Source organism: Butyrivibrio sp. AE2005, assembly GCF_000686965.1.
Taxonomy (GTDB): Bacteria; Bacillota; Clostridia; order Lachnospirales; family Lachnospiraceae; genus Butyrivibrio; species Butyrivibrio hungatei_A.
This window is the reverse complement of the sequence record NZ_JMMD01000016.1, coordinates 1-21,394: the sequence shown is the minus strand read 5'-3', so window position 1 is coordinate 21,394 and position 21,394 is coordinate 1. Positions and strand designations below refer to the sequence as shown.

The 21,394-nt window shown below is 42.6% G+C and carries 22 protein-coding genes, 1 tRNA gene and 1 pseudogene; 5 read left to right on the top strand and 19 right to left on the bottom strand.

Annotated features, from left to right (window positions below; all coding sequences use genetic code 11):
- Positions 1–174 precede the first annotated feature (174 nt).
- From DL92_RS0111255 to DL92_RS0111240, 4 genes are all read right to left on the bottom strand, one after another.
- Positions 175–693 carry a DUF4364 family protein gene (locus DL92_RS0111255; protein WP_026656941.1) on the bottom strand — a complete coding sequence of 173 codons (519 nt, stop codon included), beginning with the start codon at positions 691–693 and terminating at the stop codon, positions 175–177.
- Positions 694–772: 79 nt separating this feature from the next.
- Positions 773–1,921, bottom strand: coding sequence for an NAD(P)-dependent malic enzyme (locus DL92_RS0111250; RefSeq protein WP_026656939.1), 1,149 nt, complete (start codon positions 1,919–1,921; stop codon positions 773–775).
- A 21-nt stretch (positions 1,922–1,942) separates the two neighbouring features.
- Complete coding sequence (locus tag DL92_RS0111245; RefSeq protein WP_026656938.1) at positions 1,943–3,769, bottom strand: DUF5722 domain-containing protein; 1,827 nt, start codon at positions 3,767–3,769, stop codon at positions 1,943–1,945.
- Positions 3,769–5,103 (bottom strand): replication-associated recombination protein A, encoded by a 1,335-nt coding sequence (locus DL92_RS0111240; RefSeq protein ID WP_026667757.1) that lies wholly within the window; start codon positions 5,101–5,103, stop codon positions 3,769–3,771. The genes DL92_RS0111245 and DL92_RS0111240 overlap by 1 nt, the downstream gene beginning before the upstream one ends.
- Positions 5,104–5,268: 165 nt before the next feature.
- Between DL92_RS0111240 and DL92_RS0111235 the strand changes: the two genes are divergently transcribed.
- On the top strand, positions 5,269–5,910 hold the full coding sequence (locus DL92_RS0111235) for a MerR family transcriptional regulator (RefSeq protein WP_026667756.1): 642 nt from the start codon (positions 5,269–5,271) through the stop codon (positions 5,908–5,910).
- Complete coding sequence (locus tag DL92_RS0111230; protein ID WP_026667755.1) at positions 5,891–6,202, top strand: YbjQ family protein; 312 nt, start codon at positions 5,891–5,893, stop codon at positions 6,200–6,202. The genes DL92_RS0111235 and DL92_RS0111230 overlap by 20 nt, the downstream gene beginning before the upstream one ends.
- Before the next feature lie 229 nt (positions 6,203–6,431).
- On the opposite strand, the gene DL92_RS0111225 is transcribed toward DL92_RS0111230, so the two are convergent.
- From DL92_RS0111225 to DL92_RS0111210, 4 genes are all read right to left on the bottom strand, one after another.
- Complete coding sequence (locus DL92_RS0111225; RefSeq protein WP_026667754.1) at positions 6,432–7,337, bottom strand: ComEC/Rec2 family competence protein; 906 nt, start codon at positions 7,335–7,337, stop codon at positions 6,432–6,434.
- 98 nt (positions 7,338–7,435) lie between these two features.
- Positions 7,436–8,341, bottom strand: coding sequence for a tRNA modification radical SAM protein MnmL/YtqA (locus DL92_RS0111220; protein WP_026667753.1), 906 nt, complete (start codon positions 8,339–8,341; stop codon positions 7,436–7,438).
- Between the two features lie 3 nt (positions 8,342–8,344).
- Entirely contained in the window at positions 8,345–8,731 is a 387-nt protein-coding gene (locus DL92_RS0111215) for a C-GCAxxG-C-C family protein (RefSeq protein ID WP_026656931.1), read from the bottom strand.
- 72 nt (positions 8,732–8,803) lie between these two features.
- Complete coding sequence (locus DL92_RS0111210) at positions 8,804–9,340, bottom strand: DUF4870 domain-containing protein (RefSeq protein ID WP_026656930.1); 537 nt, start codon at positions 9,338–9,340, stop codon at positions 8,804–8,806.
- A gap of 160 nt (positions 9,341–9,500) precedes the next feature.
- Here DL92_RS0111210 and DL92_RS19055 point away from each other — a divergent pair, with 160 nt between their 5' ends.
- Both DL92_RS19055 and DL92_RS0111200 read left to right on the top strand, forming a co-directional pair.
- Entirely contained in the window at positions 9,501–12,215 is a 2,715-nt protein-coding gene (locus DL92_RS19055; protein ID WP_034469006.1) for a translation factor GTPase family protein, read from the top strand.
- 74 nt (positions 12,216–12,289) lie between these two features.
- Complete coding sequence (locus tag DL92_RS0111200; RefSeq protein ID WP_026656929.1) at positions 12,290–14,086, top strand: methyl-accepting chemotaxis protein; 1,797 nt, start codon at positions 12,290–12,292, stop codon at positions 14,084–14,086.
- Positions 14,087–14,182: 96 nt separating this feature from the next.
- On the opposite strand, the gene DL92_RS20760 is transcribed toward DL92_RS0111200, so the two are convergent.
- From DL92_RS20760 to DL92_RS0111165, 7 genes are all read right to left on the bottom strand, one after another.
- Positions 14,183–14,500 carry a DUF1858 domain-containing protein gene (locus tag DL92_RS20760; protein WP_026656928.1) on the bottom strand — a complete coding sequence of 106 codons (318 nt, stop codon included), beginning with the start codon at positions 14,498–14,500 and terminating at the stop codon, positions 14,183–14,185.
- A 134-nt stretch (positions 14,501–14,634) separates the two neighbouring features.
- On the bottom strand, positions 14,635–15,195 hold the full coding sequence (locus DL92_RS0111190) for a TetR/AcrR family transcriptional regulator (protein WP_026656927.1): 561 nt from the start codon (positions 15,193–15,195) through the stop codon (positions 14,635–14,637).
- Positions 15,196–15,259: 64 nt separating this feature from the next.
- Complete coding sequence (locus tag DL92_RS0111185) at positions 15,260–16,699, bottom strand: aminoacyl-histidine dipeptidase (RefSeq protein WP_026667752.1); 1,440 nt, start codon at positions 16,697–16,699, stop codon at positions 15,260–15,262.
- An 89-nt stretch (positions 16,700–16,788) separates the two neighbouring features.
- Complete coding sequence (gene rplT, locus DL92_RS0111180; RefSeq protein WP_026656925.1) at positions 16,789–17,145, bottom strand: 50S ribosomal protein L20; 357 nt, start codon at positions 17,143–17,145, stop codon at positions 16,789–16,791.
- 182 nt (positions 17,146–17,327) lie between these two features.
- A complete protein-coding gene (gene rpmI, locus DL92_RS0111175) occupies positions 17,328–17,528 on the bottom strand; it encodes a 50S ribosomal protein L35 (RefSeq protein ID WP_013280183.1) in 201 nt (66 codons plus the stop codon).
- Positions 17,529–17,594: 66 nt separating this feature from the next.
- On the bottom strand, positions 17,595–18,164 hold the full coding sequence (gene infC, locus DL92_RS0111170; RefSeq protein WP_242838997.1) for a translation initiation factor IF-3: 570 nt from the start codon (positions 18,162–18,164) through the stop codon (positions 17,595–17,597).
- Between the two features lie 147 nt (positions 18,165–18,311).
- Positions 18,312–18,530 carry a hypothetical protein gene (locus DL92_RS0111165; protein ID WP_026667751.1) on the bottom strand — a complete coding sequence of 73 codons (219 nt, stop codon included), beginning with the start codon at positions 18,528–18,530 and terminating at the stop codon, positions 18,312–18,314.
- 136 nt (positions 18,531–18,666) lie between these two features.
- Between DL92_RS0111165 and DL92_RS0111160 the strand changes: the two genes are divergently transcribed.
- Positions 18,667–19,320, top strand: a complete 654-nt coding sequence (locus DL92_RS0111160) for a TVP38/TMEM64 family protein (protein ID WP_143002113.1) — start codon at positions 18,667–18,669, stop codon at positions 19,318–19,320.
- A 203-nt stretch (positions 19,321–19,523) separates the two neighbouring features.
- Here the strand turns inward: DL92_RS0111160 and DL92_RS0111155 are convergent.
- The 4 genes and pseudogenes from DL92_RS0111155 to DL92_RS21815 form a co-directional block, all read right to left on the bottom strand.
- Positions 19,524–19,595 (bottom strand) — tRNA-Trp (locus DL92_RS0111155).
- 88 nt (positions 19,596–19,683) lie between these two features.
- Complete coding sequence (locus DL92_RS19045; protein ID WP_034462180.1) at positions 19,684–20,241, bottom strand: VanZ family protein; 558 nt, start codon at positions 20,239–20,241, stop codon at positions 19,684–19,686.
- A complete protein-coding gene (locus DL92_RS0111145) occupies positions 20,238–20,792 on the bottom strand; it encodes a flavin reductase family protein (RefSeq protein WP_034469015.1) in 555 nt (184 codons plus the stop codon). Before DL92_RS0111145 ends, DL92_RS19045 begins: the two co-directional genes overlap by 4 nt.
- Positions 20,793–21,236: 444 nt before the next feature.
- Positions 21,237–21,394: pseudogene (locus DL92_RS21815) on the bottom strand (IS110 family transposase); the annotation flags it as partial.

Here is a 21,394-nt window from a genome sequence, read left to right as displayed (position 1 = left end):
CTGCTCATGCATGAAATATCTCGAAGATAGGCAGTACATTTATCTTGCACACATCTGCTCTTTTCTTTATTCCCGAAGATATGAGCAGAAAAAACAGCGATTCGCATTTTTCAATCGCAGCAACAATGGCCTGAGAATACTGCCTGTTTCACCATATGGTGCTACCTGCAGTATTCACATCATCAGTTCTTCGATAAGGTAGTGGTAGATCTCTTCGTTCTTTTTTTGCCACTTATCGCAGATTGACTGTGCAATCTCTTCGGTGGGAACGGGAATTGAGATGTTAAGAATACACTTTCCGTTCTCCATAGCTACAAGCTGAGCAGTGTACTCCTTGTCGCCTGTTTTTCTGTAGTCACTAAGTATGGAGGCTTCATTTCTGAGTTTCAGGCTGTTCGCTGTGAGGAATTCATCAGCCTGCTGCCTGATGGACGGATTAATTCTGTTGCCAAAAAACTTGAGCGTCTCTTCGCCTTCGGCAGTTATCTCCAGAAATGTCCTGTTTGCCATAGTTTTTTCTACGATAAGCTCCGATGAAACAAGCTCCGCAAATACTTCCTGAAGCGTCAGGAACGTCGTATATTCTTTTTCCAATATAAAGTCATAGATCTGCGACTTGCTAAGAGGTACCTCGCAGCGCTTTAGCATGTACAGAACGATCATTTTGTATAAAGTAAGATACCGTGAGCTCACAGTGATGCCTCCATCTTAAGTACTATAGTAAACGAGCCGGCGTGCCTCTCCGGCAGTTGCCGGCAAAGCACTACACTACTCAAATGTGAGCTTTTACAGCTGCTGAAATAACATCTGCTACTCTCTCATCAAAAGCTGCAGGAAGGATATTCTCATCATTAAGCTCATCATCAGGGATAAGTCCTGCAAGTGCAGTTGCAGCCGCAAGTTTCATCTCCTCTGTGATCTGCTTTGCTCTTCCTTCAAGCGCACCGCGGAAGATTCCGGGGAAAACAAGAACGTTGTTTACCTGGTTGGGGAAATCACTTCTTCCCGTTCCGATAACCCTTACTCCTGCTTCCTTTGCAACATCGGGCATGATCTCGGGAACAGGATTTGCCATAGCGAACATGATCGCATCTTTGTTCATTCCCTGAGCCATCTCTTTTGTAACGATTCCGGGAGCCGAAACACCGACAAATACGTCTGCACCCTTAAGAGCATCGGCAAGTGTTCCGTTCTCCTGATCGGGGTTGGTCACATCCATCATCTTCTCCTGCATCCAGTTAAGATCGGGTGATGTCTTGCTGAGGATTCCGGACTTATCGCACATGATAACCTTCTTAAATCCATAACGGAGAAGAAGCTTTGTGATAGCTATTCCGGCACTTCCCGCACCGTTTACAACTACCTTGCAGTCTTCCTTTTTCTTTCCGACAACCTTAAGTCCGTTGATAACACCTGCAAGAACAACGATGGCTGTTCCGTGCTGATCGTCATGGAATACGGGGATATCAAGTGTCTCTTTTAATCTCTCTTCTATCTCAAAGCATCTGGGAGCAGAAATGTCCTCAAGGTTGATTCCGCCAAATCCCGGTGCAAGATATGTAACAGCTTTGATTATCTCTTCTGTATCCTGAGTATCAAGGCAGATAGGCACTGCGTTCACGCCTCCAAACTCCTTGAAAAGAACTGCTTTTCCCTCCATAACCGGCATTGCTGCATAGGGTCCGATGTTTCCAAGTCCAAGAACCGCGCTACCGTCAGAAACTACGGCGATGGTATTGGACTTGATAGTATACTTATAAGCAAGCTCTTTATCTTCAGCTATAAGCTTACATGGTTCTGCAACTCCGGGTGTATATGCAATAGCAAGGTCCTCTTTTGATTTCACCTCAGCTTTTGAAAGTGTCTCAAGCTTTCCCTGCCATTCCTCGTGCATTTTAAGTGCCTTCTCAGCGTTAGTCATAATAGTACTACTCCTCTCTTGTCAAAACTCTTTTCCAACTATACTGTAAGCAAACGACACGACTTCGTTTCGTTTGTCCGTATCAATGTATTTGAAGACATCATATAGCTTCTTGTGTCCTCCGCCCGTGTTTTCAAGGCCGAGCGCAAGCCCCAGTGCCGATATCTCCTCCTGCGCATCAACCTGCCTGGACAGCATGAGCGCGTCGATATGGCCATTTTTTTCCATTTTGGTATAAGCATAGGCAAATGCCGCTGCCTGAACATCTTCTCCGGATGTAGATGAATATCCCAGCTCACTCAGAATTATTGAGCGAACATTTCCCGAAGTATCCCTCATGGAATCTTTTTGCATATAATTAGTAAGCACCTCGATGTTATCCATTGTTATCGTAGGTGTTGTTTCCGTGTGATTTACGTACCTGGATGCATTCCAGAACGCCGTATTTCCGTTGGGGAAAGAATACGGATGAGCCGCAAGTCCCCAGTCTATATTTCCGTAATTTGATATGGACGACGCAAATATATCTATAACGTCTTTTGCGTCATAATCACCTGTCTTTTCCGTATTATATGTCCAGCGCTGGTCAATCGGAATGTATACCTTAGCGCTTGAATTTTCGCTCATTATGGCATTGTAAAAGACTCTGAATGCTCTTGTAAATGCCGCTGTATATGTATTTACATCGGTCTTTGCCATATAATTATATTCTTTTCTGGCGTTGACCTCATTGGCAATAATCCACATACTTACATTGCCATGGCCGGTTCCCGAATATCTTCCCGCCAAAAAGCTTCCGATAGCGGCAAGTGCTTTTACACCGCCTTCATCTGCAGCGTTAAACATGTAATACGGTGCAGTTGAGCCGCTTCGGGCATCCGGATGAGTAATCTCGGGATATGTTGAAGGGCTGGCATCATTTAATATGATAGCAGCTATGTCTATCCCCATTCCATTTAGCTTCTGGAACAGATTATCATAATCATTCATTATCTGCGAGTTAAAATGATAAACCTTACCGCCATAATCATACTCAATTCCGCCGGAAGTCGTAAGTATATGCGAAAGAGGAATATTGTAAGAACAATAATTCACTCCGAGATCCGGAAGTTCGGAAAGCTTCAGCGGATGCGGAAGAATTCCCTTTATCGACTTGTGCTCCATCCCGCCATAGCTGTGCCTTGCGCACGCTTCGGGATTTGTAATGTACTTGGGATGGCTTATGCCGACAAAACCTCCGTCTTTTCTGACAGCAAGTGTAAACTTGGAAAAAAGCCTTGAATCCGCAGAATCTTTTTTCAGATTAAGCTTAAACTGTGCCTCTTCACCCTTATATATCCTGTCAAGAGGCTCTGCACCTTCTGCAAGACCGTCCTCATATGTTGCCTGTTCAAAAATATAATAGTATTTGTCATCACTTGCCGGTATTCCCGCAGAAGTCGCTTCTATCTGGATTTTGTCATCATCCACGATAGCGCAGTTATTGATGCTGGCAAATTCGGCAGTGTTCTCGGGCGTAAGTTCAATTGTTTCCGGTCTCTGCATAAGGGCTTCCGTAACCGTCATCCCCGATCCCGTTATGAAATTTATAATATCCTGATTTAAATACTCATGCTTTCCGTTATTGGTAGTATCATGTGCTACTTCAATAGTCTCAAGAAAAGATTCCGGCTCAGAATCGTCTCCGTTATATACATTTTTTAGCAAAGTTACAACTAATACAGTAACAAAAACAAGCGCAAAGGCTGTAACTATTCCTGTTAAGGCAAGCAGTCTTCTGTTTCGCCGGATTCTTTGATTTCTTGTACTTCCTTTACCGGTTCGCATCCTGCGCTTTCTTTTTTTCATCAGTCTCCCTTTTTATTTCTGTTTTTTAGTTTCTTCATATGATCCTTTATCTTAAGTTCGTAGCCATTTCCCGTCGGGTTGTAAAATTCCTTTCCATTAAGCTCATACGGCAGATACTGCTGTTCAACATAATGGTCCGGATAATCGTGGGCATATTTGTATCCAAGGCCGTGCCCAAGCTTTGCGGCCGATTTGTAGTGTGCATCCTGAAGATGCGGCGGAATCGGAAGATTTCCCGTTTCCCTGATCGCATGCTGTGCATTCTCAATAGCAAGATATGCCGCATTGCTCTTAGGCGCCGTAGCGATGTAGCTTGCCGCCTGAGCCAGCGTTATACGCGCTTCCGGCATGCCGAGTCTCTCAACTGCAAGTGAAGCTGCAACCGCCACCTGTAAAGCTTGCGGATCGGCGTTTCCTACATCTTCGGAAGCACATACCATCATTCGCCTTACTATGAATTTAGGGTCTTCTCCGGCATCCAGCATTCTTGCAAGATAGTAGACCGCAGCGTCCGGATCCGAACCTCGCATACTCTTTATAAAAGCAGATATAGTGTCGTAGTGATTGTCGCCGTCCTTGTCATATCTGGCAACTTTACGCTGAATGCACTCCTCTGCCACTTCTTTGGTTATATGTATCAGGCCGTCGCTGCTGCGCTCTGTTGTCATAACGCCAAGTTCAATGGCATTTAACGCATGCCTTGCATCTCCATCAGAAAGATCTGCAAGAAAATCTGCAGCATCATCTTCAAGAACAGCGTTATAACCGCCCATTCCTCTCTCTTTATCGGTAACGGCGCGGTTTAGAAGCACTTTTATATCATCAGCCGTAAGCGGTTTAAGTTCGAAAACGACCGATCTTGATATAAGAGCCCCGTTCACCTCAAAATAGGGATTCTCCGTCGTTGCACCGATAAGTATCACAGTCCCGTCCTCAACAAACGGAAGTAGGTAGTCCTGCTGCCCCTTATTAAACCTGTGAATCTCGTCTATAAAAAGAATGGTCTTCTTGCCGTACATCCCAAGGTTATCCTTAGCCTTGTTAACGACCTCTTCCATATCTTTTTTGCCCGCTATGGTAGCATTTATCTGAGTAAACTCAGCCTTAGTCGTACCGGCTATGACCTTAGCAAGCGTGGTCTTTCCTGTTCCGGGTGGTCCGTACAGTATTATGGAACTTAGCTTATCTGCCTGAATTGCGCGATAAAGAAGCTTGTCTTTTGCAATGATATGCTGCTGTCCCACCACCTCATCCAAGGTTCTCGGGCGCATTCTTGCGGCAAGCGGAGATTCTTTATCCATATTGTTTTCACGCATATAGTCAAACAAATCCATAACATTTTAGATTTTACTATTTTTGATAAAAAAAATAAAGGTACGCTTTCGCTGCATTGTATAATAGATTTTATAAAAAATCACAAAAAGTATTGACCTTCCACCTTATGGAAGGTGTATTTTCCTTATATCAGCAGAGAATTCAATGCGATTGGAGAAACATCAATGAAGATTAGTCAGGTAGAAGAACTTGTTGGTATCACCAAAAAGAATATCCGTTTTTATGAAGACCAAGGTCTTCTTTCTCCGGAGAGGGATCCCGAAAACGGATACAGAGAATATTCTCTTAAGGATGTTAATGAGCTTATGAAGATCAAATTCCTAAGAAAGCTCTCCGTTCCTCTGGAGGACATTCGAAGAGTTCAGGAAAAAGAACTATCACTTAGCATGTGTCTTGAAAAACAGAGCAGTAACTTAAAAAGCGAGATTACTTCCTTGGAAAGTGCGATTGAACTGTGTGATTCCGTAAAAGACAAGAATCCTGATTATTCTGATTTCAAAGCAGAAGAATATCTCGAAGAAATGCATAAGATCGAAGAAAGGGGTGGAAAGTTCATGAACGTTTCCAAAACAGATGTCAAGAAAAAGAAAATAGGAGCTTTATTGGCAGCTGCAGTATTCTTAGCTATGATGGTCGCTTACATAATCTTCTTCCTTACAGTAAGCGTAAGTGACGGAACTCCGATGCCTCTGTTCATTGTGATCATGTTTGTAGGCATTGCTGTAATAGTTGGTTGTATTCTTGCTTTAAGGCAAAGACTTAAGGAAATCGAAGGAGGAGAAGAAGATGAAGCTAGTAAGTATTGATACCATTCCCGGAGCAGAGATTGAGGCTCTCGGCCTTGTAAAAGGAACTGTTGTGCAGTCCAAGAATTTGGGAAGAGATTTTATGGCCGGCATGAAGACACTTGTCGGAGGTGAGATCAAGGGATACACTGAGATGCTCACGGAAGCAAGGCAAATTGCCACAAAGCGTATGGTTGATGAGGCTATGAATCTTGGTGCCGATGCGATCGTAGGTGTTCGCTACGGCTCATCCGCAGTCATGCAGGGTGCAGCAGAGATCGTTGCATACGGAACTGCCGTGAAAATAAAGTAAATCCGGGCCTTATATAGCGCTTGGGGCGTGCGGGCATAGGCGCTGTAATGTTTGTGTTCGGCTGCGCAGTGATTATCATGAATTTATAAAAACAGGAACCGTTTCCTTTCATGTTGTTCAGAAAAGTTAGCGGTTCCTGTTTTTTTAAATATTGATAATCATCTTGCTCGTCCGAGAACTACGCACTACAGAGCCTATGCCCGCACGCCCCAAGCGCTATATAAGGCCCTCACTTACTGCTCTGCTCTATCGTTACGCCGTCGGCGTTCATCTTAATGGTTATGTCTCCGCCTCTGGTGATATAGGTTTCCACACCTTCAGCTTCCAAAACATTAATCGTCTCCGCATCCTCATGTTCCTTCTTACTTGCTGTAATGATCGCATACTTAGGGGAGACACTTTTTATAAATTCATCAAGGTTCTTTTTGAATCGTCCGTGATGTGGCATTTTGAGGACATCACATTCAAGTCCGTCTGTCGAGATGAGTTCGTTGATACGCTCTTCTTCCGCATCTCCCGTAAAGAGCATTGTCTTATCAGCACACTGCACCTTGATCGCAAGTGATGAATTGTTGCTGATACTGCTCTTATACACTGTTGCTTCCGGCGGATAGATTGTATATACAACTCCGTCTTCTTTAAAAGAAAAAACATCCTTTACAATAAGGTCTTTATAGCCTTTTTCCTTGAGGGCACTGTAATATTCCGTTATATCATCGGAATCCTTTGATAGATATGTTGTGTAGATCTTTCCTACATTTTTGGCCCTTATTATCTGATCTGCACCTCCGACATGATCTTGATCAAAGTGAGTGATTATCATCTCATCTATGATATCTATCCCCTGCTCATCGATAAGTTCAAGGAAATTGTCGCCCTTTTTATCTGTCGCCGTGTCTATTACAACAGTGTGATTCGCCGTTCTCAAAAGAAAAGCATCAGCCTTTCCGCACTTAAACGCAGTGATAGTGATCTCTGAATCGGGATCGGGTGTAAGATTTTTGCTCGCTTCGTCCGCATAAACTTCCTCAGCCGTATCATCACCGGGCTGAAAAACCTTGGAATTATTATTGCAGGAAGAAGTTGCAAAAATTGTTGCCATCAAAGTTAAAGCCGCTACCAGTCTTTTTTTCATATGTCCCCCTTTAACTTTTCACATTTATATTGTCCACAAAAAAAAGCCATTTTAAAGTTTATATCCCGTACCTTAAATAAACCTAAATTTCATCATGCTTAAGAAATAATCTCATTACACTTTTTGTTCAGCATATTGAGAACTCTCTTTTTATCAAGGCTCCACAACGGTGCCTCAAGAAGGCGCCTCGGCCCGTCTCCCGTCATCCTGTGTACTACGGTTTCTTTGGGCAAAAGAGCTATACAATCACGCACAAGATCCGTATACTCCTCCATTGACATCACAGGAAACGGCTCGCGCATATAATCATCATACACCGAAGTCCCCTTCAATATCTGAAGATTCTGAATCTTGATGCCGTCAAGTACGGGGTCAAGCTCCGCAAGATACTTAACCGACGAAAGCATATCGTCTTTTGTTTCACCCGGAAGTCCCAGAATAACATGCACTATGACCGTTATGCCGGCTTCTTTAAGCCTCTTGTACGCATCTTCAAAGACTTTAAGTTCATAACCCCTGTCAACCTTTCGGGCGGTCTCTTCATGTATCGTCTGAAGTCCAAGTTCCACCCACACAGGCTTCTTGCGGTTAAGAGCTGCAAGCATCTCCATTACGTCATCTCCCAGGCAGTCGGGTCTTGTTCCCAGGGAAAGAATCTTAATATCATCCCTGTCAGCAGTCTCGTTATAGAGCTTGGAAAGACGCCCGACATCTCCGTAGGTATTCGTATAAGACTGAAAATACGCGATAAAGCTCTTTGCATCAGTCTTTTGCCTTATCCTTGCCTTTGCATCTTCTATCTGGACAGCGATCGGTGCGATCTTTGCCGCAAACTCACCGGAACCCTGCTCAGAACAAAAAGTACATCCCTTTGTCAGCTTTTTTCCGTCCGGAGTGATTATTGAGCCGTCCCTGTTAGGGCACGTACAACCTGATGAAAGAGAAAGTCTGTATATCTTTTCACCGTATGTTTCTTTTAAATATGTTGAAAGCTTTCGAGGCATGGCTCAGCACATCTGCTCCTTTGTTTCCTCTATGCACTCAACCGCGTGTCTTACACAATCATCGCAGTCGCACAGTACCTTTCCGGTCTCCACTCCCTTGAGTTCCTTGCAGATAGTGGCTCCGGACTTTTCCTTAAAGCTTGCAAGCATCTTTTTTGCCGTCATTACAGTCGGGGTAGTCGTATCGTTTTTTAGCCCCGCAACCATTGTTGCCGCACAAAGAGCACCGCATGTGGCTTCAAGGCATCCCATTCCCGTTCCGAATCCCGAGCCCATCTTCATAAGAAGTTCCTCCGGAACCTTAAGCTCATCCTTATACGCTTTCAGAACAGCCTGACAACAATTGCATCCACTGTGTTTGTACTGAACTGCCAATTCTCTTTTATCCATTTTTTCTCCTACCACTACGAGCAGGTGCCTTATCAAAAAACACCTGCTCGCCTGATTTTTTACCGTTTCAAATTATGCAAGGAAACCTATATCGGAAACTATCGGAAGTTCTATAGCTTTTCCTTTGAGCGCTCTCACAAATGCTACGATCCTTACTATAAAAAGTACGATCAGCATGATGGGTGATGCAATCCATCCGATAAACGGAACGATGAAGACAACTGCTGCAATAATATTTGCAACTTCGATCATAGCTGCGTTTCTTGCATGGAATCTTGCAAACGGTGAATTATTTACCAAAAGAGCTATGATCATGCCCATAAATCCTATATATGCAAGGGTTGCAAATATCTTATTATCTGCAATATCCCTTTTATCATAGTCAGAAGTGTGATCCTTTGGATCAAATGCTGTATACTGAGGAGCAAACTGGTTAAAGCTCTGCCCGTTCGGATTAAATCCGGGCTGCATCTGTGGTGCAACACCATCCTGAAAAGCATTCGGATCGACTCCCTGATTCTGGTTATATGGCTCTAAAGAGCAGCCACATTTCTCGCAGAATTTTACGTCATCTGCTAACTCTTTCCCACAATTTGGACAAATTTTCATTGCAATTACCTCCTACCCCAAAACTGCTATTTACTTTCAAATTATTGTACATTCTGTGAAAAACATTTGCAAGTTGCACACAATTTAATAATGTAATCCATTGCTTATTTTGAACAAAAAATAGTAACATTACTATATGAAACAATTAAGGATGTGATATATGAAAAGAAATGTGACCCTTGGCATACTTGCCCATGTTGACGCGGGTAAGACTACCCTTTCTGAGAGTCTCTTGTATCTTGCCGGCCGTATTAAAAAGCCGGGAAGAGTCGATCATAAAGATACTTTTCTTGATACATACGAACTCGAAAGATCACGCGGAATTACAATCTTTTCCAAACAAGCCATTTTTGATTACAACGACATACGCTTTAATCTGCTTGACACTCCGGGACACGCAGATTTTTCTCCGGAAATGGAAAGAACTCTTCAGGTTCTTGACATTGCTACGCTCATAATAAGCGCACCGGACGGCGTAACTTCACAGGCCAGGATGCTTTTTAAGCTCCTTGAGCATTACCGTGTCCCGACTGTGATCTTCGTAAACAAAATGGACCAACCCGGAACCGATGTAGGTGCGGTGACATCTGAGATCAGGGAAACACTTTCATCCTCATGCATCTCTTTTGATGAGAGTGTGCCTGAAGATGAATTCTTTGAAGAACTCGCCATGTGTGACGAAGAGCTTTTATCAAGTTTCCTTGATGGTAAAAAGATAACTCAGGAAAACATTAGCAATCTCATTCATAAAAGGAAGTGCTTCCCGATTCTCTTTGGCTCAGCCCCTAAAGCGGACGGCGTACAACAGCTCCTTGACCTTATCTGCAAGGCAGCTCCGAGTATGACCTGCGAAGCTGAAAACCCTGACGGTACGCCAAAAGAATTCGGAGCCAGGATATATAAGATAAGCAGAGATAATTCAGGAAACCGTTTGACTCACATCAAGATCACAAGCGGCGTCCTGAACGTCAGAGACAGTATTCGCGGCGAAAAAGTCGATCAGATACGACTTTATTCGGGCGAAAAGTTCGAGCCTGCAAGAAGTGCCTATGCCGGAATGATATGCGTCGTAACAGGCCTTACAGGGACAAGAGCCGGCGAAGGACTCGGCATTTTGGAAGGCAGTAATGTCTCAGAAATCCTGCAACCCATTTTATCCTGCACTCTCCTTCTTCCCGAAGATGTGAATCCCGTTCCCGTCTTTAAGCAGCTTAAAGTTCTCGAAGAGGAAGAACCTATGCTTCAGGTGACTTCTCTTGAAGAAACCGGCCAGATTGAGATTCAGATAATGGGTGAAGTGCAAAAAGAGATCCTTCGTCACATGCTAAAGACCCGATTTAACATCGACGCGGAGTTTGGCCCCGGACACACCGTATATAAGGAAACGATAGCAAATACCGTTGAAGGCGTCGGTCATTTTGAACCGCTCCGCCACTACGCCGAAGTGCATCTTCTCCTTGAACCCGGAGAACCGGGAAGCGGTCTTGTCTTTTCGTCAGACTGTCCGACCGATGACCTTGCACTTAACTGGCAGAGACTGGTCCTTACGCACCTTGGTGAAAAGAAGCATCGCGGAGTCCTTACAGGCTCTGAGATAACCGACATGAAAATCACGCTCATAGCAGGAAAGGCTCACGAAAAGCACACAGAGGGCGGTGATTTCAGGCAGGCCACCTATCGCGCAATAAGGCAGGGACTGATGCAGGCAGATTCAGTTCTTTTAGAACCGATACTCGATTACAGAATGGAACTTCCGCAAGAAACTGTAGGAAGGGCTCTCACGGACATACAAATGATGAACGGAACCGTGGGACTGCCCGATATTGAAGGCGGCAAATCAATTCTTACGGGAACTGTCCCCGCAGCATGTCTCGGTAATTACGCGCAGGAACTATCCGCATATACCAAAGGCGAAGGCCATATCTACACCACGCTCAGCGGCTACGGCCCTTGCCACAACGCAGAAGAAGTTATTGCTTCATCAGGTTACGATCCCGACCTTGATCCGGACAATCCCTCTTCTTCCGTATTTTGTATGCACGGTGCGGCAACCTTGATCTCATGGGATGAAGTTCCGGATCATATGCATCTGGACGCAAGAAAGCCCGATTTAGCAAAAAGCGATGCAGTAACAGATCTTACAAACGGCCTCGACCTCGAAGCCCTAAAGAAGATAAATACGCGCAGAAGCGCTGAAGATACACGCTCTTTTGCAGAAAAACAAAAAGACTATTTCGCCGCCGAAGACGAACTAAAGTCCATATTTGAAAGAACCTACGGAACCATAAAGCCTCGCTACACTGAGGACCGATCCGTACTTGCTTCAGCAGACAGCATTGCGACCGAAAAAAACAGAGACCTTGATATCGAACAAGAAAAACGCGATAAGCACAGAAACGCCACCGCAGCAGAAAAAGCAGCAATCGAAGCATCAAAGCACTATCTTCTGGTCGATGGCTACAACGTGATCCACGCATCAAAGGAATTAAAAGATCTTGCCAAACACGATCTCAAGGCCGCGAGAGACTCACTCATAGATACGCTGTCCAACTTCCAAGGATACAGGCGTGAAGAAGTCCTGCTTATATTTGACGCCTATAAGGTACCCGGCGGAAAAGAGCACATTGAAAAACTAAATAACCTTACAGTGATATACACAAAAGAAGCTGAGACAGCCGATCAGTACATTGAAAAGGCTGCTCACGAATTCAGTAAGAAATACAGGGTGACTGTTGCCACTTCAGACGCAATCGAGCAAGTCATAGTATTCAGTGCCGGTGCGATAAGGATGTCTGCATCGGAATTCTGGGAAGAAATTGAGGTGACACGGCGATCTATACTGGATAAGATTTTGGAAAAAAAGCATAAAGATTAGGAAAAAAGTATAAACTTTTTAACGAAATTGCCGATATATTTGTATAATAGACTGACACGGAGGTAATTGTTTCTATGAAGGAAAAACGAACACCTAAGTTCCACGCCAGCATGGCTGCTGTGCTGTTAATGGTCACTATCCCGCTTATAATAGCGCTGATCGGTAGCATCATTTTCAGTAATGTGCAGATGAAGAACATTGAGAAGACCGACGAGAAGATTTATTATGACATGCTATATACAATAAATTTTGAGCTTGTAAATGCAGACAAAGACTTGAACGAGGCAATGCTTTCAATCAGTCGCTACCTTTCAGAATTTAAGTATGCAAATATGAGTGTCCTTACAGGATATATGGAAAACACTCAGAATTGCATCGACCAGACATCAAGCAGAGTTGAAAACGCAAACGGGCTCGCCCAGACCAATTCATATTTGTATAACACTATAACTTCAGATTCCGGAGCAACTTTTACAGCAACTCATGATTCATTTGTTGCCGCTCTCGCAGAATGGCAGGAAGATTACAAACAGACAATCGGATCCGGCTCAGATGAGTACAATGCAGGATCCGGCGAGATCAAGAAGCTCACGGATGACTACGCGATTGCCAGAGGTTATCTCTCAGAGATGACTCAGATTGCCGAGAAATGGGCCAATGATGAGAAAGAGATGAACAACGCTTCAATAAACAGAAGTATCATCGTAAGCTCAACAATATTCGGCGCGATCGCAGCTGCACTCTTTATCTTTACTATCATCATGCTCCTTAACATCGTACACAACCTTAAGAGTATCTCTCTTGCGGTTAAGAACGTTGCTACGGGAGACTTTGTTACCAAGATAAGACCCAACAGCATTATAAAAGACTTTAATAATATCGCTGCTTCTCTTGAGGGAATGAGACACGAACTCAGACACGCACTCCTTAAAGTCATTACTCATGCCGATAGCGTAAACAGCAAAGCTGAGATTGCAAAAGATTCAATCACAAGCTCGCAGAAAACCACAACCGATATCAGCTCCGCAGTAAACGATCTTGCATCGGGAGCAACAGCTATGGCTGAAGATGTTCAGAGCACTTCTACCATCACGATCAACATCGGCTCTTCTGTTGACAGCGTGCTTGATTCAGCAAACTCCAACCTTGAAAAAGGCCGCCTTGTTTACAATGAATCTGTCAAAGTAAAAGAACAGCTTGAGCAGATCAAGATTCAGGACCAGAAGACAGACGAAATGGCCGGACGTGTTGCAGAGTCAGTTAACGAGACCGCAAATGTAGTTGAACAGATCTCGACAGCCGCAGAATCCATCATTTCAATCGCAAGCCAGACAAACCTCCTTGCGCTCAATGCTTCAATTGAGGCCGCAAGAGCCGGCGAAGCAGGAAAAGGATTTGCAGTCGTTGCCGATAACATCAAGAACCTTGCAGGCGATACAAACGCTCTTGCAGGCGAGATCACCAACATGCTCTCAACAATCACCGACTACTCAAACACTAACAAAGAACTTACAGAGAGCATCAAGGCCGCTACAACAAATGAAGCTACAGCCCTTGAAGAGATGAGTATTTCCTTCGATGAAATGCTAAGACTCCTTCAGGAAACCGAGGAAGGAAACAAGCAGATTGCTACTCTCGTAGAGACAATGAACTCCGATAAGGAGAACATCCTTAACTCCATCGAGTCCCTTTCAAGTATCTCCGAAGAGAACGCCGCTTCCACTCAGGAAACAAGCGCATCTCTCATGGAACTTGATACCAATATGGAATCTGTTGTAAATCAGGCAAAAGACCTCCAGCAGATTGCCGAAGAGCTTACAGCCAATGTTAAGTACTTCAAGATTCAGGTTCCTGCCAAAAAAGAAAACTAAGAAAAATAAAAGGATAAAAACTTATCGGTGATACGCCGAAAGTTTTTATCCTTATTTTTTTACATATTCTGCTCACACGGACGTTACGCTGATATCTTATGCGTTATGCTCAATAAGATAGTCGTTAAGCGCATCTACAATCTCTTCACCGTCAATACCATGTACTGCACAAGCCTCAGCAAGTGTCTCCATCTGTGAAGCGGGACAATAGATACATCCCATTCCGCACTCCATCAAAAACTGTGACGCGAGCGGATGCTTAACCAAAAGGTCTCCGACAAGCATATCTGCTGTAACAAGTGCCTCTGCACCTGACTCGTTCTTTACTTCTTCGTTTGCCAATTTAATCTCCTCACTTTCACTATTGCTACGTTCTTCATCGCTACCAAAGAACAGATCTTTTAACTTACTCATATATTCTCCGTTCCAAACACAATATCTCGTTAAACGCTCTACTCAATAAAGCTGATTATAATTCAATAAATTGTGCAAAATCATTTTAGCGCACACATTCATTTATAGCAAGTATCATTTTGAACTCTTTATACTTATATAAGAATTCCGGCCATTATAACGTCTATCGATGTTTCCATGATCTCGCTGAAGCTAAGTCCCACCTTAAGCATCTCCCTGGATGCAATAAGCTGTTTAATAGATCCTATAAATATAAGTCTGACGAAAGTAAGGGGCATATCCTTGATCAATTTCTTTTCCATAGCCTTGATAAGAAGCCTGTCGACGTTATCCCAGCTATTCTCTATCCTATAGATCAAATACTCGTAAACGTCAGGATATTTGGTCTTAAGCTGATAAACTTTTCTGAAATCGATATCTTTGTACTTATCAGGAAGACATACTATAGCAAGCTTTATCTTTTGCACAAGATCGATGGAATCATCATCGATTATCTCAATCTCTTTTTCCCTGATTCCTTCAAACACGTAATCGATAACAGCCTTTAAAAGATCGGCCTTTTTGCCAAACTGCTTATAAACCGTCTTCTTGCTTATATGCATTCCGTCTACAAGTTCATCCAGCGTAAACTTAAGTCCTTCTCTGCTAAAGCGCATTATAGTCTCGTCAATGATTCTTTCCTTTATATCATCCATGCGACAGTCCCCCGAGTTTTTCACATTATATGGCAAACATGCGATAGCTCTGCATCTTACTTGATCATGCGAGTACAGCCTTTAAGTACTCCCATACATTCTTTGCAGACTTAACAGACAGTTTTTCCTTTGTGGAATGAATATCTGCCATATCGGGTCCGATTGATATGCAATCAAGATCTTTTATCTTATTGCTGATGATACCACACTCAAGTCCTGCGTGAATTGCATGAAGAACAGGCTCTTTTCCATACAGTTTCTTATAAACGTCAACCATATGGTCTCTGAGCTGAGAATCACATCTGTACTTCCATCCGGGATAGATGCCTTCCATAGTTGTCTTGCCGCCAAAAGACTCCGCTACAACTTCAAGTTTCTTTACAAGAACTGCCTTGGATGATTCAACACTGCTTCTAAGTGACTGAACAGTCTTTGCCTTGTCACTGCTTGTTTCCACAATACCAAGGTTAACAGAAGTCTCAACAAGTCCTTCTACAGCGGCACTCATCGCAAGAGGGCCGTTTGGCATTGCAATGATCATCTTAAGAAATCTCTCAGCATCCTTTTTATCAATACATTCTGCTGTTGTCTTACCAATCTCGTTAAATGTTATCTCAACGTTTGGATCCTTAAGATCAAGCTCGCCTTTGACATCTGTAAGCGTCTTTTCAACACTTTCTTTTATCTTGGCAACATCACCTTCAGGAACAACAATATTTGCAGCTGACGCAAATGGAATCGCATTATCGGCCATTCCGCCGCCAAAGTTCTTTACATGAAGCTCCGCAACATCCATTGCCTCAAGCATAGTCCTAGCACATATGATATTGGCATTTCCTCTCTCATACTTGATCATCTCTCCCGAGTGTCCGCCCTTAAGACCAAGTACTTCTATCTTACATTCAACACCGGAAATGCTCTCTCTCTTTACCGTAAGTTCAGAAATAAATGTTGCACCCCCTGCGCAACTTGTAATAAATTCGCCTTCAATCTCGTTGTCTATATTGATCATCTTCTTGCCTTTGAGTGAAGACAGATCAAGCGCCGATGCACCGATCATTCCAATCTCCTCGTTGGTAGTGATGATAACTTCAAGCGGAGGATGCGGTATATCCTTAGAATCAAGGAGTGCAAGAATATACGCAACCGCTATTCCGTCGTCTCCTCCAAGGCTTGTACCGTCTGCCCAGATATATTCTCCGTCAGTCTTCACCCTAAGGCTGTCTTTTGCCATATCTATATCACAGTCATCTTCTTTTACTGCAACCATATCCATGTGGCCCTGAAGAATAATAGTTTCCCTATCTTCATATCCCTTAGAAGCAGGTGCCTTGATGATGACATTAAGCTCATCGTCAGATATTACTTCCAGATTCCTCTCCTTTGCAAAATTAACAAGAAAAGCACTTATCTGCTCCAAATTTCTGGAGCCGTGCGGAATCTTACATATCTCCTCAAAAAAATGAAAAACCTCTTTGGGTTCTAAGTTCTCTAATACTGACATTTGTGTTACCTCCAAAAAAATAAAGAAGCCTCTTTCGAGACTTCTTTATTCTATCGCAACAATATCGTTTTATCAACGCATGTTTTAATTTATGCAATCTTTGTCTTTGCAAGCTCTGCAAGTGTCTTGAATCCTTCAGGATCGTTAACTGCGAGGTCTGCAAGCATCTTTCTGTTGATGTCAACGCCTGCAAGCTTAAGACCGTGCATCATGTTGCTGTATGAAAGACCGTTGATTCTAGCTGCAGCATTGATACGTGTAATCCAAAGAGATCTCATATCTCTCTTCTTCTGCTTACGTCCGGCGAATGCAGAAGTAAGTGCTCTCATAACTGACTGCTTTGCAACTCTATACTGCTTTGATCTTGCTCCTCTGTATCCTTTTGCAAGTTTTAATACTCTATTGTGCTTTTTCTTGGCATTCAATGCGCCTTTAACTCTTGCCATTTAAAATATCCTCCTAAAATTTTTCAAAAACATTTTAAAACTGTTAGTGCTCTTACACTAAACACGATAAAACCTTGCTAAGTGTTCTGCTTATGGGATATATACTAAATTCGACAAAACCTCATGTAAGTATATCCCCATAGCTCGCACTAAGCTCGATAAAACCTCGCTAAGTGCTCTGCTTAAGCGTAAGGAAGAATGCTCTTCATTGCCTTTACATTTGTAGCATCAACAAGTCCTGCATGTCTCAAGTTTCTCTTTCTCTTTGTGGACTTCTTTGTCAAGATGTGGCGCTTATACGCTTTGTTTCTCATAAGCTTGCCTGTGCCAGTTACCTTAAATCTCTTGGCAGCAGCTCTCTTTGTTTTCATCTTTTGCTGCATAACTAAATCCTCCTGTGAATCTTAAGTTTATTCTATAGTGTTCAACCAAAAATAATGGTAAAAACCTTAGTTTTTCTTCTCTGTAAGGAACATTGCCATGCTACGTCCCTCAACCTTAGGCTGCTTCTCGATAACAGCAATATCGCTGAGCGCCTCGGCAAAATCTGTAAGAATGTGTACGCTTGCGCCCATATGAGCCATCTCACGTCCGCGGAAACGAAGTGTTACCTTAACTCTGTTTCCTTTTTCAAGGAACTTCTTAGCCGCATTTACTTTTGTGTTAAGATCGTTCTTGTCGATATTGGGAGAAAGTCTGATCTCCTTGATCTCAACTGTCTTCTGCTTCTTTCTTGCCTCTTTTTCTTTGCGAAGCTGTTCATACTTAAACTTACCATAATCAACAACTCTGCAAACAGGTGGTTTGGCGTTTGGAGCGATCATAACAAGATCAACACCTGCATCATCGGCTGTCTTTCTGGCATCCTGAATTGACATAACACCGAGCTGTTCGCCCTCAACTCCGATTACACGAACTTCCTTAGCTCTAATCTGTTCATTGATAAATAACTCGCTAATGGCTTTATCCTCCGCAAAATAAAAAAAGTGAATACGCAACGTATCCACTTTTCTATTCATAATAAAAAACCTGACGGTATTATTCTTGAAAAGATATTAACGCCTGCTGGCTGTGCCGCAGGGTGAGAGTGGATACTCTGCTTTGTTATCAAATACTAAAGTAATATATCATAGTAAAAAGTCTCTGTCAACTTTTTATTTCAATTATTATTTTGTCTTTACCGGAATAAGCAACAGATCGTTTGTTCCAAAGAACAGACTGTTTCTTATCATACCGATCTTGTAAAGATTCAATATATAAAACATCGCACAAAATACGGTTATCAGACCAAAAGCACTGATAAGCTCTTCAACTGTCGGCGGATAACCACGACGTCTTGTATAATTTCCAACGTATTCTGCAATCTCTGCTTCAAATCCACCCATGATTCCTGTACCTCCCCTCTGTGGTTTAAATAGTAGATATATCTATAGTACAAGAGTAATGTTTCTAATTTGTGGAATAAAAATAAAAACAATATAAACAATTATTGTCGCTGCTCACAAATAGTATAATGTATTTATGAAAAAGGGAACTGTAAGGACAACTGTTACTTTATTCCTAATAGCGATATTCATGCTGCTTTTATATGTATTCGTCGGCAGACCCATGATTGGTTTTGTCAAAGATCCCGAGGCTCTGGATGCTTTTGTGCAAAGCAAAGGAACCGCAGGTCTGTTAGTTTTTGGCTTTTTTGTCCTGATACAGACAATGTCAAGTTGCATTCCCGGACTGCCTTTTTATCTGGCTTCAGGCTATCTTCTCGGCGGCTTTAAAGGAGCTCTTCTGTGCGATACGTTTGCAACGCTCGGAAACACAGCCGCTTTTCTTATCGGTAAGAAATTCGGAAGAGATTTTTTACTATATCTTTTCCCTGAAGATAAGCTTGTGCATGTTGAAAACATAATAAAAAAAGGAAAGCCAAAGATCATTCATATTTTATTCATGCTACTGCCCCTTCCCAAGGATACATATGCCTGGCTTGGCTATTACTCGGAAGAACCGCTTATTATGTGGATTCCGCTCACATTTATTGCAAGATTCCCGCATATTTTCCTGTATACTTACGGCGGCGAGCAGCTTATGTCCAATAAGTATATGGTGCTTATCTTGGGAGGAGCCTTTGCAACGCTTGTATACGCCGTTGTTTTGATGTTACTTAAGAAAAAGAATTAGTTTCATATATCATGGAATTCCCTAATCAATAAAAAAGCATTTCGCTCGCGAAATGCTAGCGCGCGAGCGGATTGCGTAAGCAATATATTCCTTACCGCGAGCTGCGCATCCCTGCGGAGCTTTTTTGTTGAATAGGGAATTTCAGAGAAATTTCCTATTCAACAAAAAAACGCTTAACTCAATGAGTTAAGCGCTTTTAGCAACAGGGGAAGAGGGATTCGAACCCCCATGAGCGGTTTTGGAGACCGGCATACTAGCCATTGTATGATTCCCCTATTTATACGGTTTGTCGGCACATGTCGCACCAACGAATGAAATTATATCATAGCAATTTAGGCTTGTAAAGAATAAAAATAAAAGAGTTTATCTCCGTTTTTTGCCGCGATCTTCATCTTTATGATTGGACAATGGTTTGAAAATAGTCATTCTTCCCGTCCATCCTACAATTCTTGTAAGTATTATTCCCGTAATCGCTCCGCTGGAGTCTATCATTACATCTTTTGGCGAAGGCCCTCTACCGTGGACAAAAGACTGATGGAATTCATCAAGACTTGCGTATCCGACACAGAATAGTCCTGCAAAAAAGATCAGCTTCATTCCTCTTACGCCATATACATACAGCGGAAAAGCTACAGATACTCCCAAAAGGAAGTATTCCGTAAAGTGTGCTGTCTTTCTTACATAATACTGATATTTTGTGGAAAGCTGATCGATACGTTCTTCGCTCCAGCCTTTATCGAGCACCTTGTTTGTAACAGTAAAGATCTTTACCCCCACTTTGTAACTTAACTGGCTGCTGGTCGTACCTTCCTGCGATGAAAGCATAAAGATAATGCACATCATCATTATTGCAGGCAGAAAGGACATTGGTTTTAATACGAATCTAAGTGTTTCTTTTATGTATAATAAAAAATATTTCATTTTTTCCTTTTCGATGTCTTCTTTTTCACTACGCTGTATCCGAATTTTCCGATCTTTTCACCAAGAGTAAAATACTCTCCGTGTGAATAAGAGATCAGATCTGCGGCGCGCAGGTCAAATTTTCCTTTGTTGTCTAATAGTTTCTCATCAACGGTAACGCCCATCACTTCAGCCACAAACATATCATGGCTTCCAAGTTCCAGAACGTTTCTTACCTTACATTCAATATTTACGGGGCTCTCTGCGATTCCGGGAGCTGACACGAATCTTGATTCTAACGGCGTCAGATGCATTTCTTTGAACTTGTCATAGTCTTTTCCCGATCTTACTCCGCACCAATCGGTTGCGTAAGCAAGCTTTCTGTTCGTGAGATTAACCACAAACTCGCCCGTCTCCTTCAAGATATCATAGGAGTAGCGCTCCTTACGAACAGATATGGATAACATCGCAGGTGAACTGCAAACATTCCCTGCCCAGGCTACGGTAATGATATTGGGCTTCTCGCCTTCTCTTTGGCAACTTACCATAACTGCAGGTATGGGATACAGCATGTTCCCCGGTTTCCATAATTCTTTTCCGTTTTTATTTTCCAATGAATCTACCTCATTATCTTAAATATATTTTAAAAGTATACCACATCAGCGGCATTAAGTGACAAATGTATGAGGAATCATGCCAATATATCTGAAAAAGGTGAAAGAAGACAGAAAAATATCTTTTGTTAACAATATATTTAGCAACTATTGCCATTGAAACGCCAATACATGCTGGTATAATGAAAAGGGCATTTGGAATGCTAAATAAAAATAAACAAATAACAGGGTGAAAATGAATGGAAGACTAACTATTAAAGAAAGTCAATAAAAATGTTCTAAAACAGAAATGTTTTGAATAAAGTGGCGATGACACATTCATCGTAATCAGTACCTTGAAAACTGCATGACAAATAGAGCATCGTTTTAGATGCTCTTGAAAGAAGATTTGTACGGAATTAGTTAAGCTGCTTTGTTGTATGACTGATGAGATTTCTCAAGCTGATATATCAGTCTAACGAGCTTCTTCGCCGCATGGGATACAGCGACATAATAATGCTTCCCTTCAGCCCGCTTTTTGGCGAGGTATGCATTGAACGTCGGATTCCAATGGCAGACGT

Bases quoted from the DNA above. Each gene is read 5' to 3' on its own strand.
- rplT (WP_026656925.1), bottom strand. From the start codon at position 17,145: ATGGCAAGAGTTAAAGGCGCATTGAATGCCAAGAAAAAGCACAATAGA.
- DL92_RS0111245 (WP_026656938.1), bottom strand. From the start codon at position 3,769: ATGAAAAAAAGAAAGCGCAGGATGCGAACCGGTAAAGGAAGTACAAGA.
- DL92_RS20760 (WP_026656928.1), bottom strand. From the start codon at position 14,500: ATGAGTAAGTTAAAAGATCTGTTCTTTGGTAGCGATGAAGAACGTAGC.
- DL92_RS0111145 (WP_034469015.1), bottom strand. From the start codon at position 20,792: ATGCTGTATCCCATACCTGCAGTTATGGTAAGTTGCCAAAGAGAAGGC.
- infC (WP_242838997.1), bottom strand. From the start codon at position 18,164: ATGAATAGAAAAGTGGATACGTTGCGTATTCACTTTTTTTATTTTGCG.
- DL92_RS19045 (WP_034462180.1), bottom strand. From the start codon at position 20,241: ATGAAATATTTTTTATTATACATAAAAGAAACACTTAGATTCGTATTA.
- DL92_RS0111230 (WP_026667755.1), top strand. From the start codon at position 5,891: ATGAAGCTAGTAAGTATTGATACCATTCCCGGAGCAGAGATTGAGGCT.
- DL92_RS19055 (WP_034469006.1), top strand. From the start codon at position 9,501: ATGAAAAGAAATGTGACCCTTGGCATACTTGCCCATGTTGACGCGGGT.
- DL92_RS0111215 (WP_026656931.1), bottom strand. From the start codon at position 8,731: ATGGATAAAAGAGAATTGGCAGTTCAGTACAAACACAGTGGATGCAAT.
- DL92_RS0111240 (WP_026667757.1), bottom strand. From the start codon at position 5,103: ATGGATTTGTTTGACTATATGCGTGAAAACAATATGGATAAAGAATCT.
- DL92_RS0111160 (WP_143002113.1), top strand. From the start codon at position 18,667: ATGAAAAAGGGAACTGTAAGGACAACTGTTACTTTATTCCTAATAGCG.
- rpmI (WP_013280183.1), bottom strand. From the start codon at position 17,528: ATGCAGCAAAAGATGAAAACAAAGAGAGCTGCTGCCAAGAGATTTAAG.
- DL92_RS0111185 (WP_026667752.1), bottom strand. From the start codon at position 16,699: ATGTCAGTATTAGAGAACTTAGAACCCAAAGAGGTTTTTCATTTTTTT.
- DL92_RS0111250 (WP_026656939.1), bottom strand. From the start codon at position 1,921: ATGACTAACGCTGAGAAGGCACTTAAAATGCACGAGGAATGGCAGGGA.
- DL92_RS0111220 (WP_026667753.1), bottom strand. From the start codon at position 8,341: ATGCCTCGAAAGCTTTCAACATATTTAAAAGAAACATACGGTGAAAAG.
- DL92_RS0111200 (WP_026656929.1), top strand. From the start codon at position 12,290: ATGAAGGAAAAACGAACACCTAAGTTCCACGCCAGCATGGCTGCTGTG.
- DL92_RS0111210 (WP_026656930.1), bottom strand. From the start codon at position 9,340: ATGAAAATTTGTCCAAATTGTGGGAAAGAGTTAGCAGATGACGTAAAA.
- DL92_RS0111190 (WP_026656927.1), bottom strand. From the start codon at position 15,195: ATGGATGATATAAAGGAAAGAATCATTGACGAGACTATAATGCGCTTT.
- DL92_RS0111225 (WP_026667754.1), bottom strand. From the start codon at position 7,337: ATGAAAAAAAGACTGGTAGCGGCTTTAACTTTGATGGCAACAATTTTT.
- DL92_RS0111235 (WP_026667756.1), top strand. From the start codon at position 5,269: ATGAAGATTAGTCAGGTAGAAGAACTTGTTGGTATCACCAAAAAGAAT.
- DL92_RS0111165 (WP_026667751.1), bottom strand. From the start codon at position 18,530: ATGGGTGGATTTGAAGCAGAGATTGCAGAATACGTTGGAAATTATACA.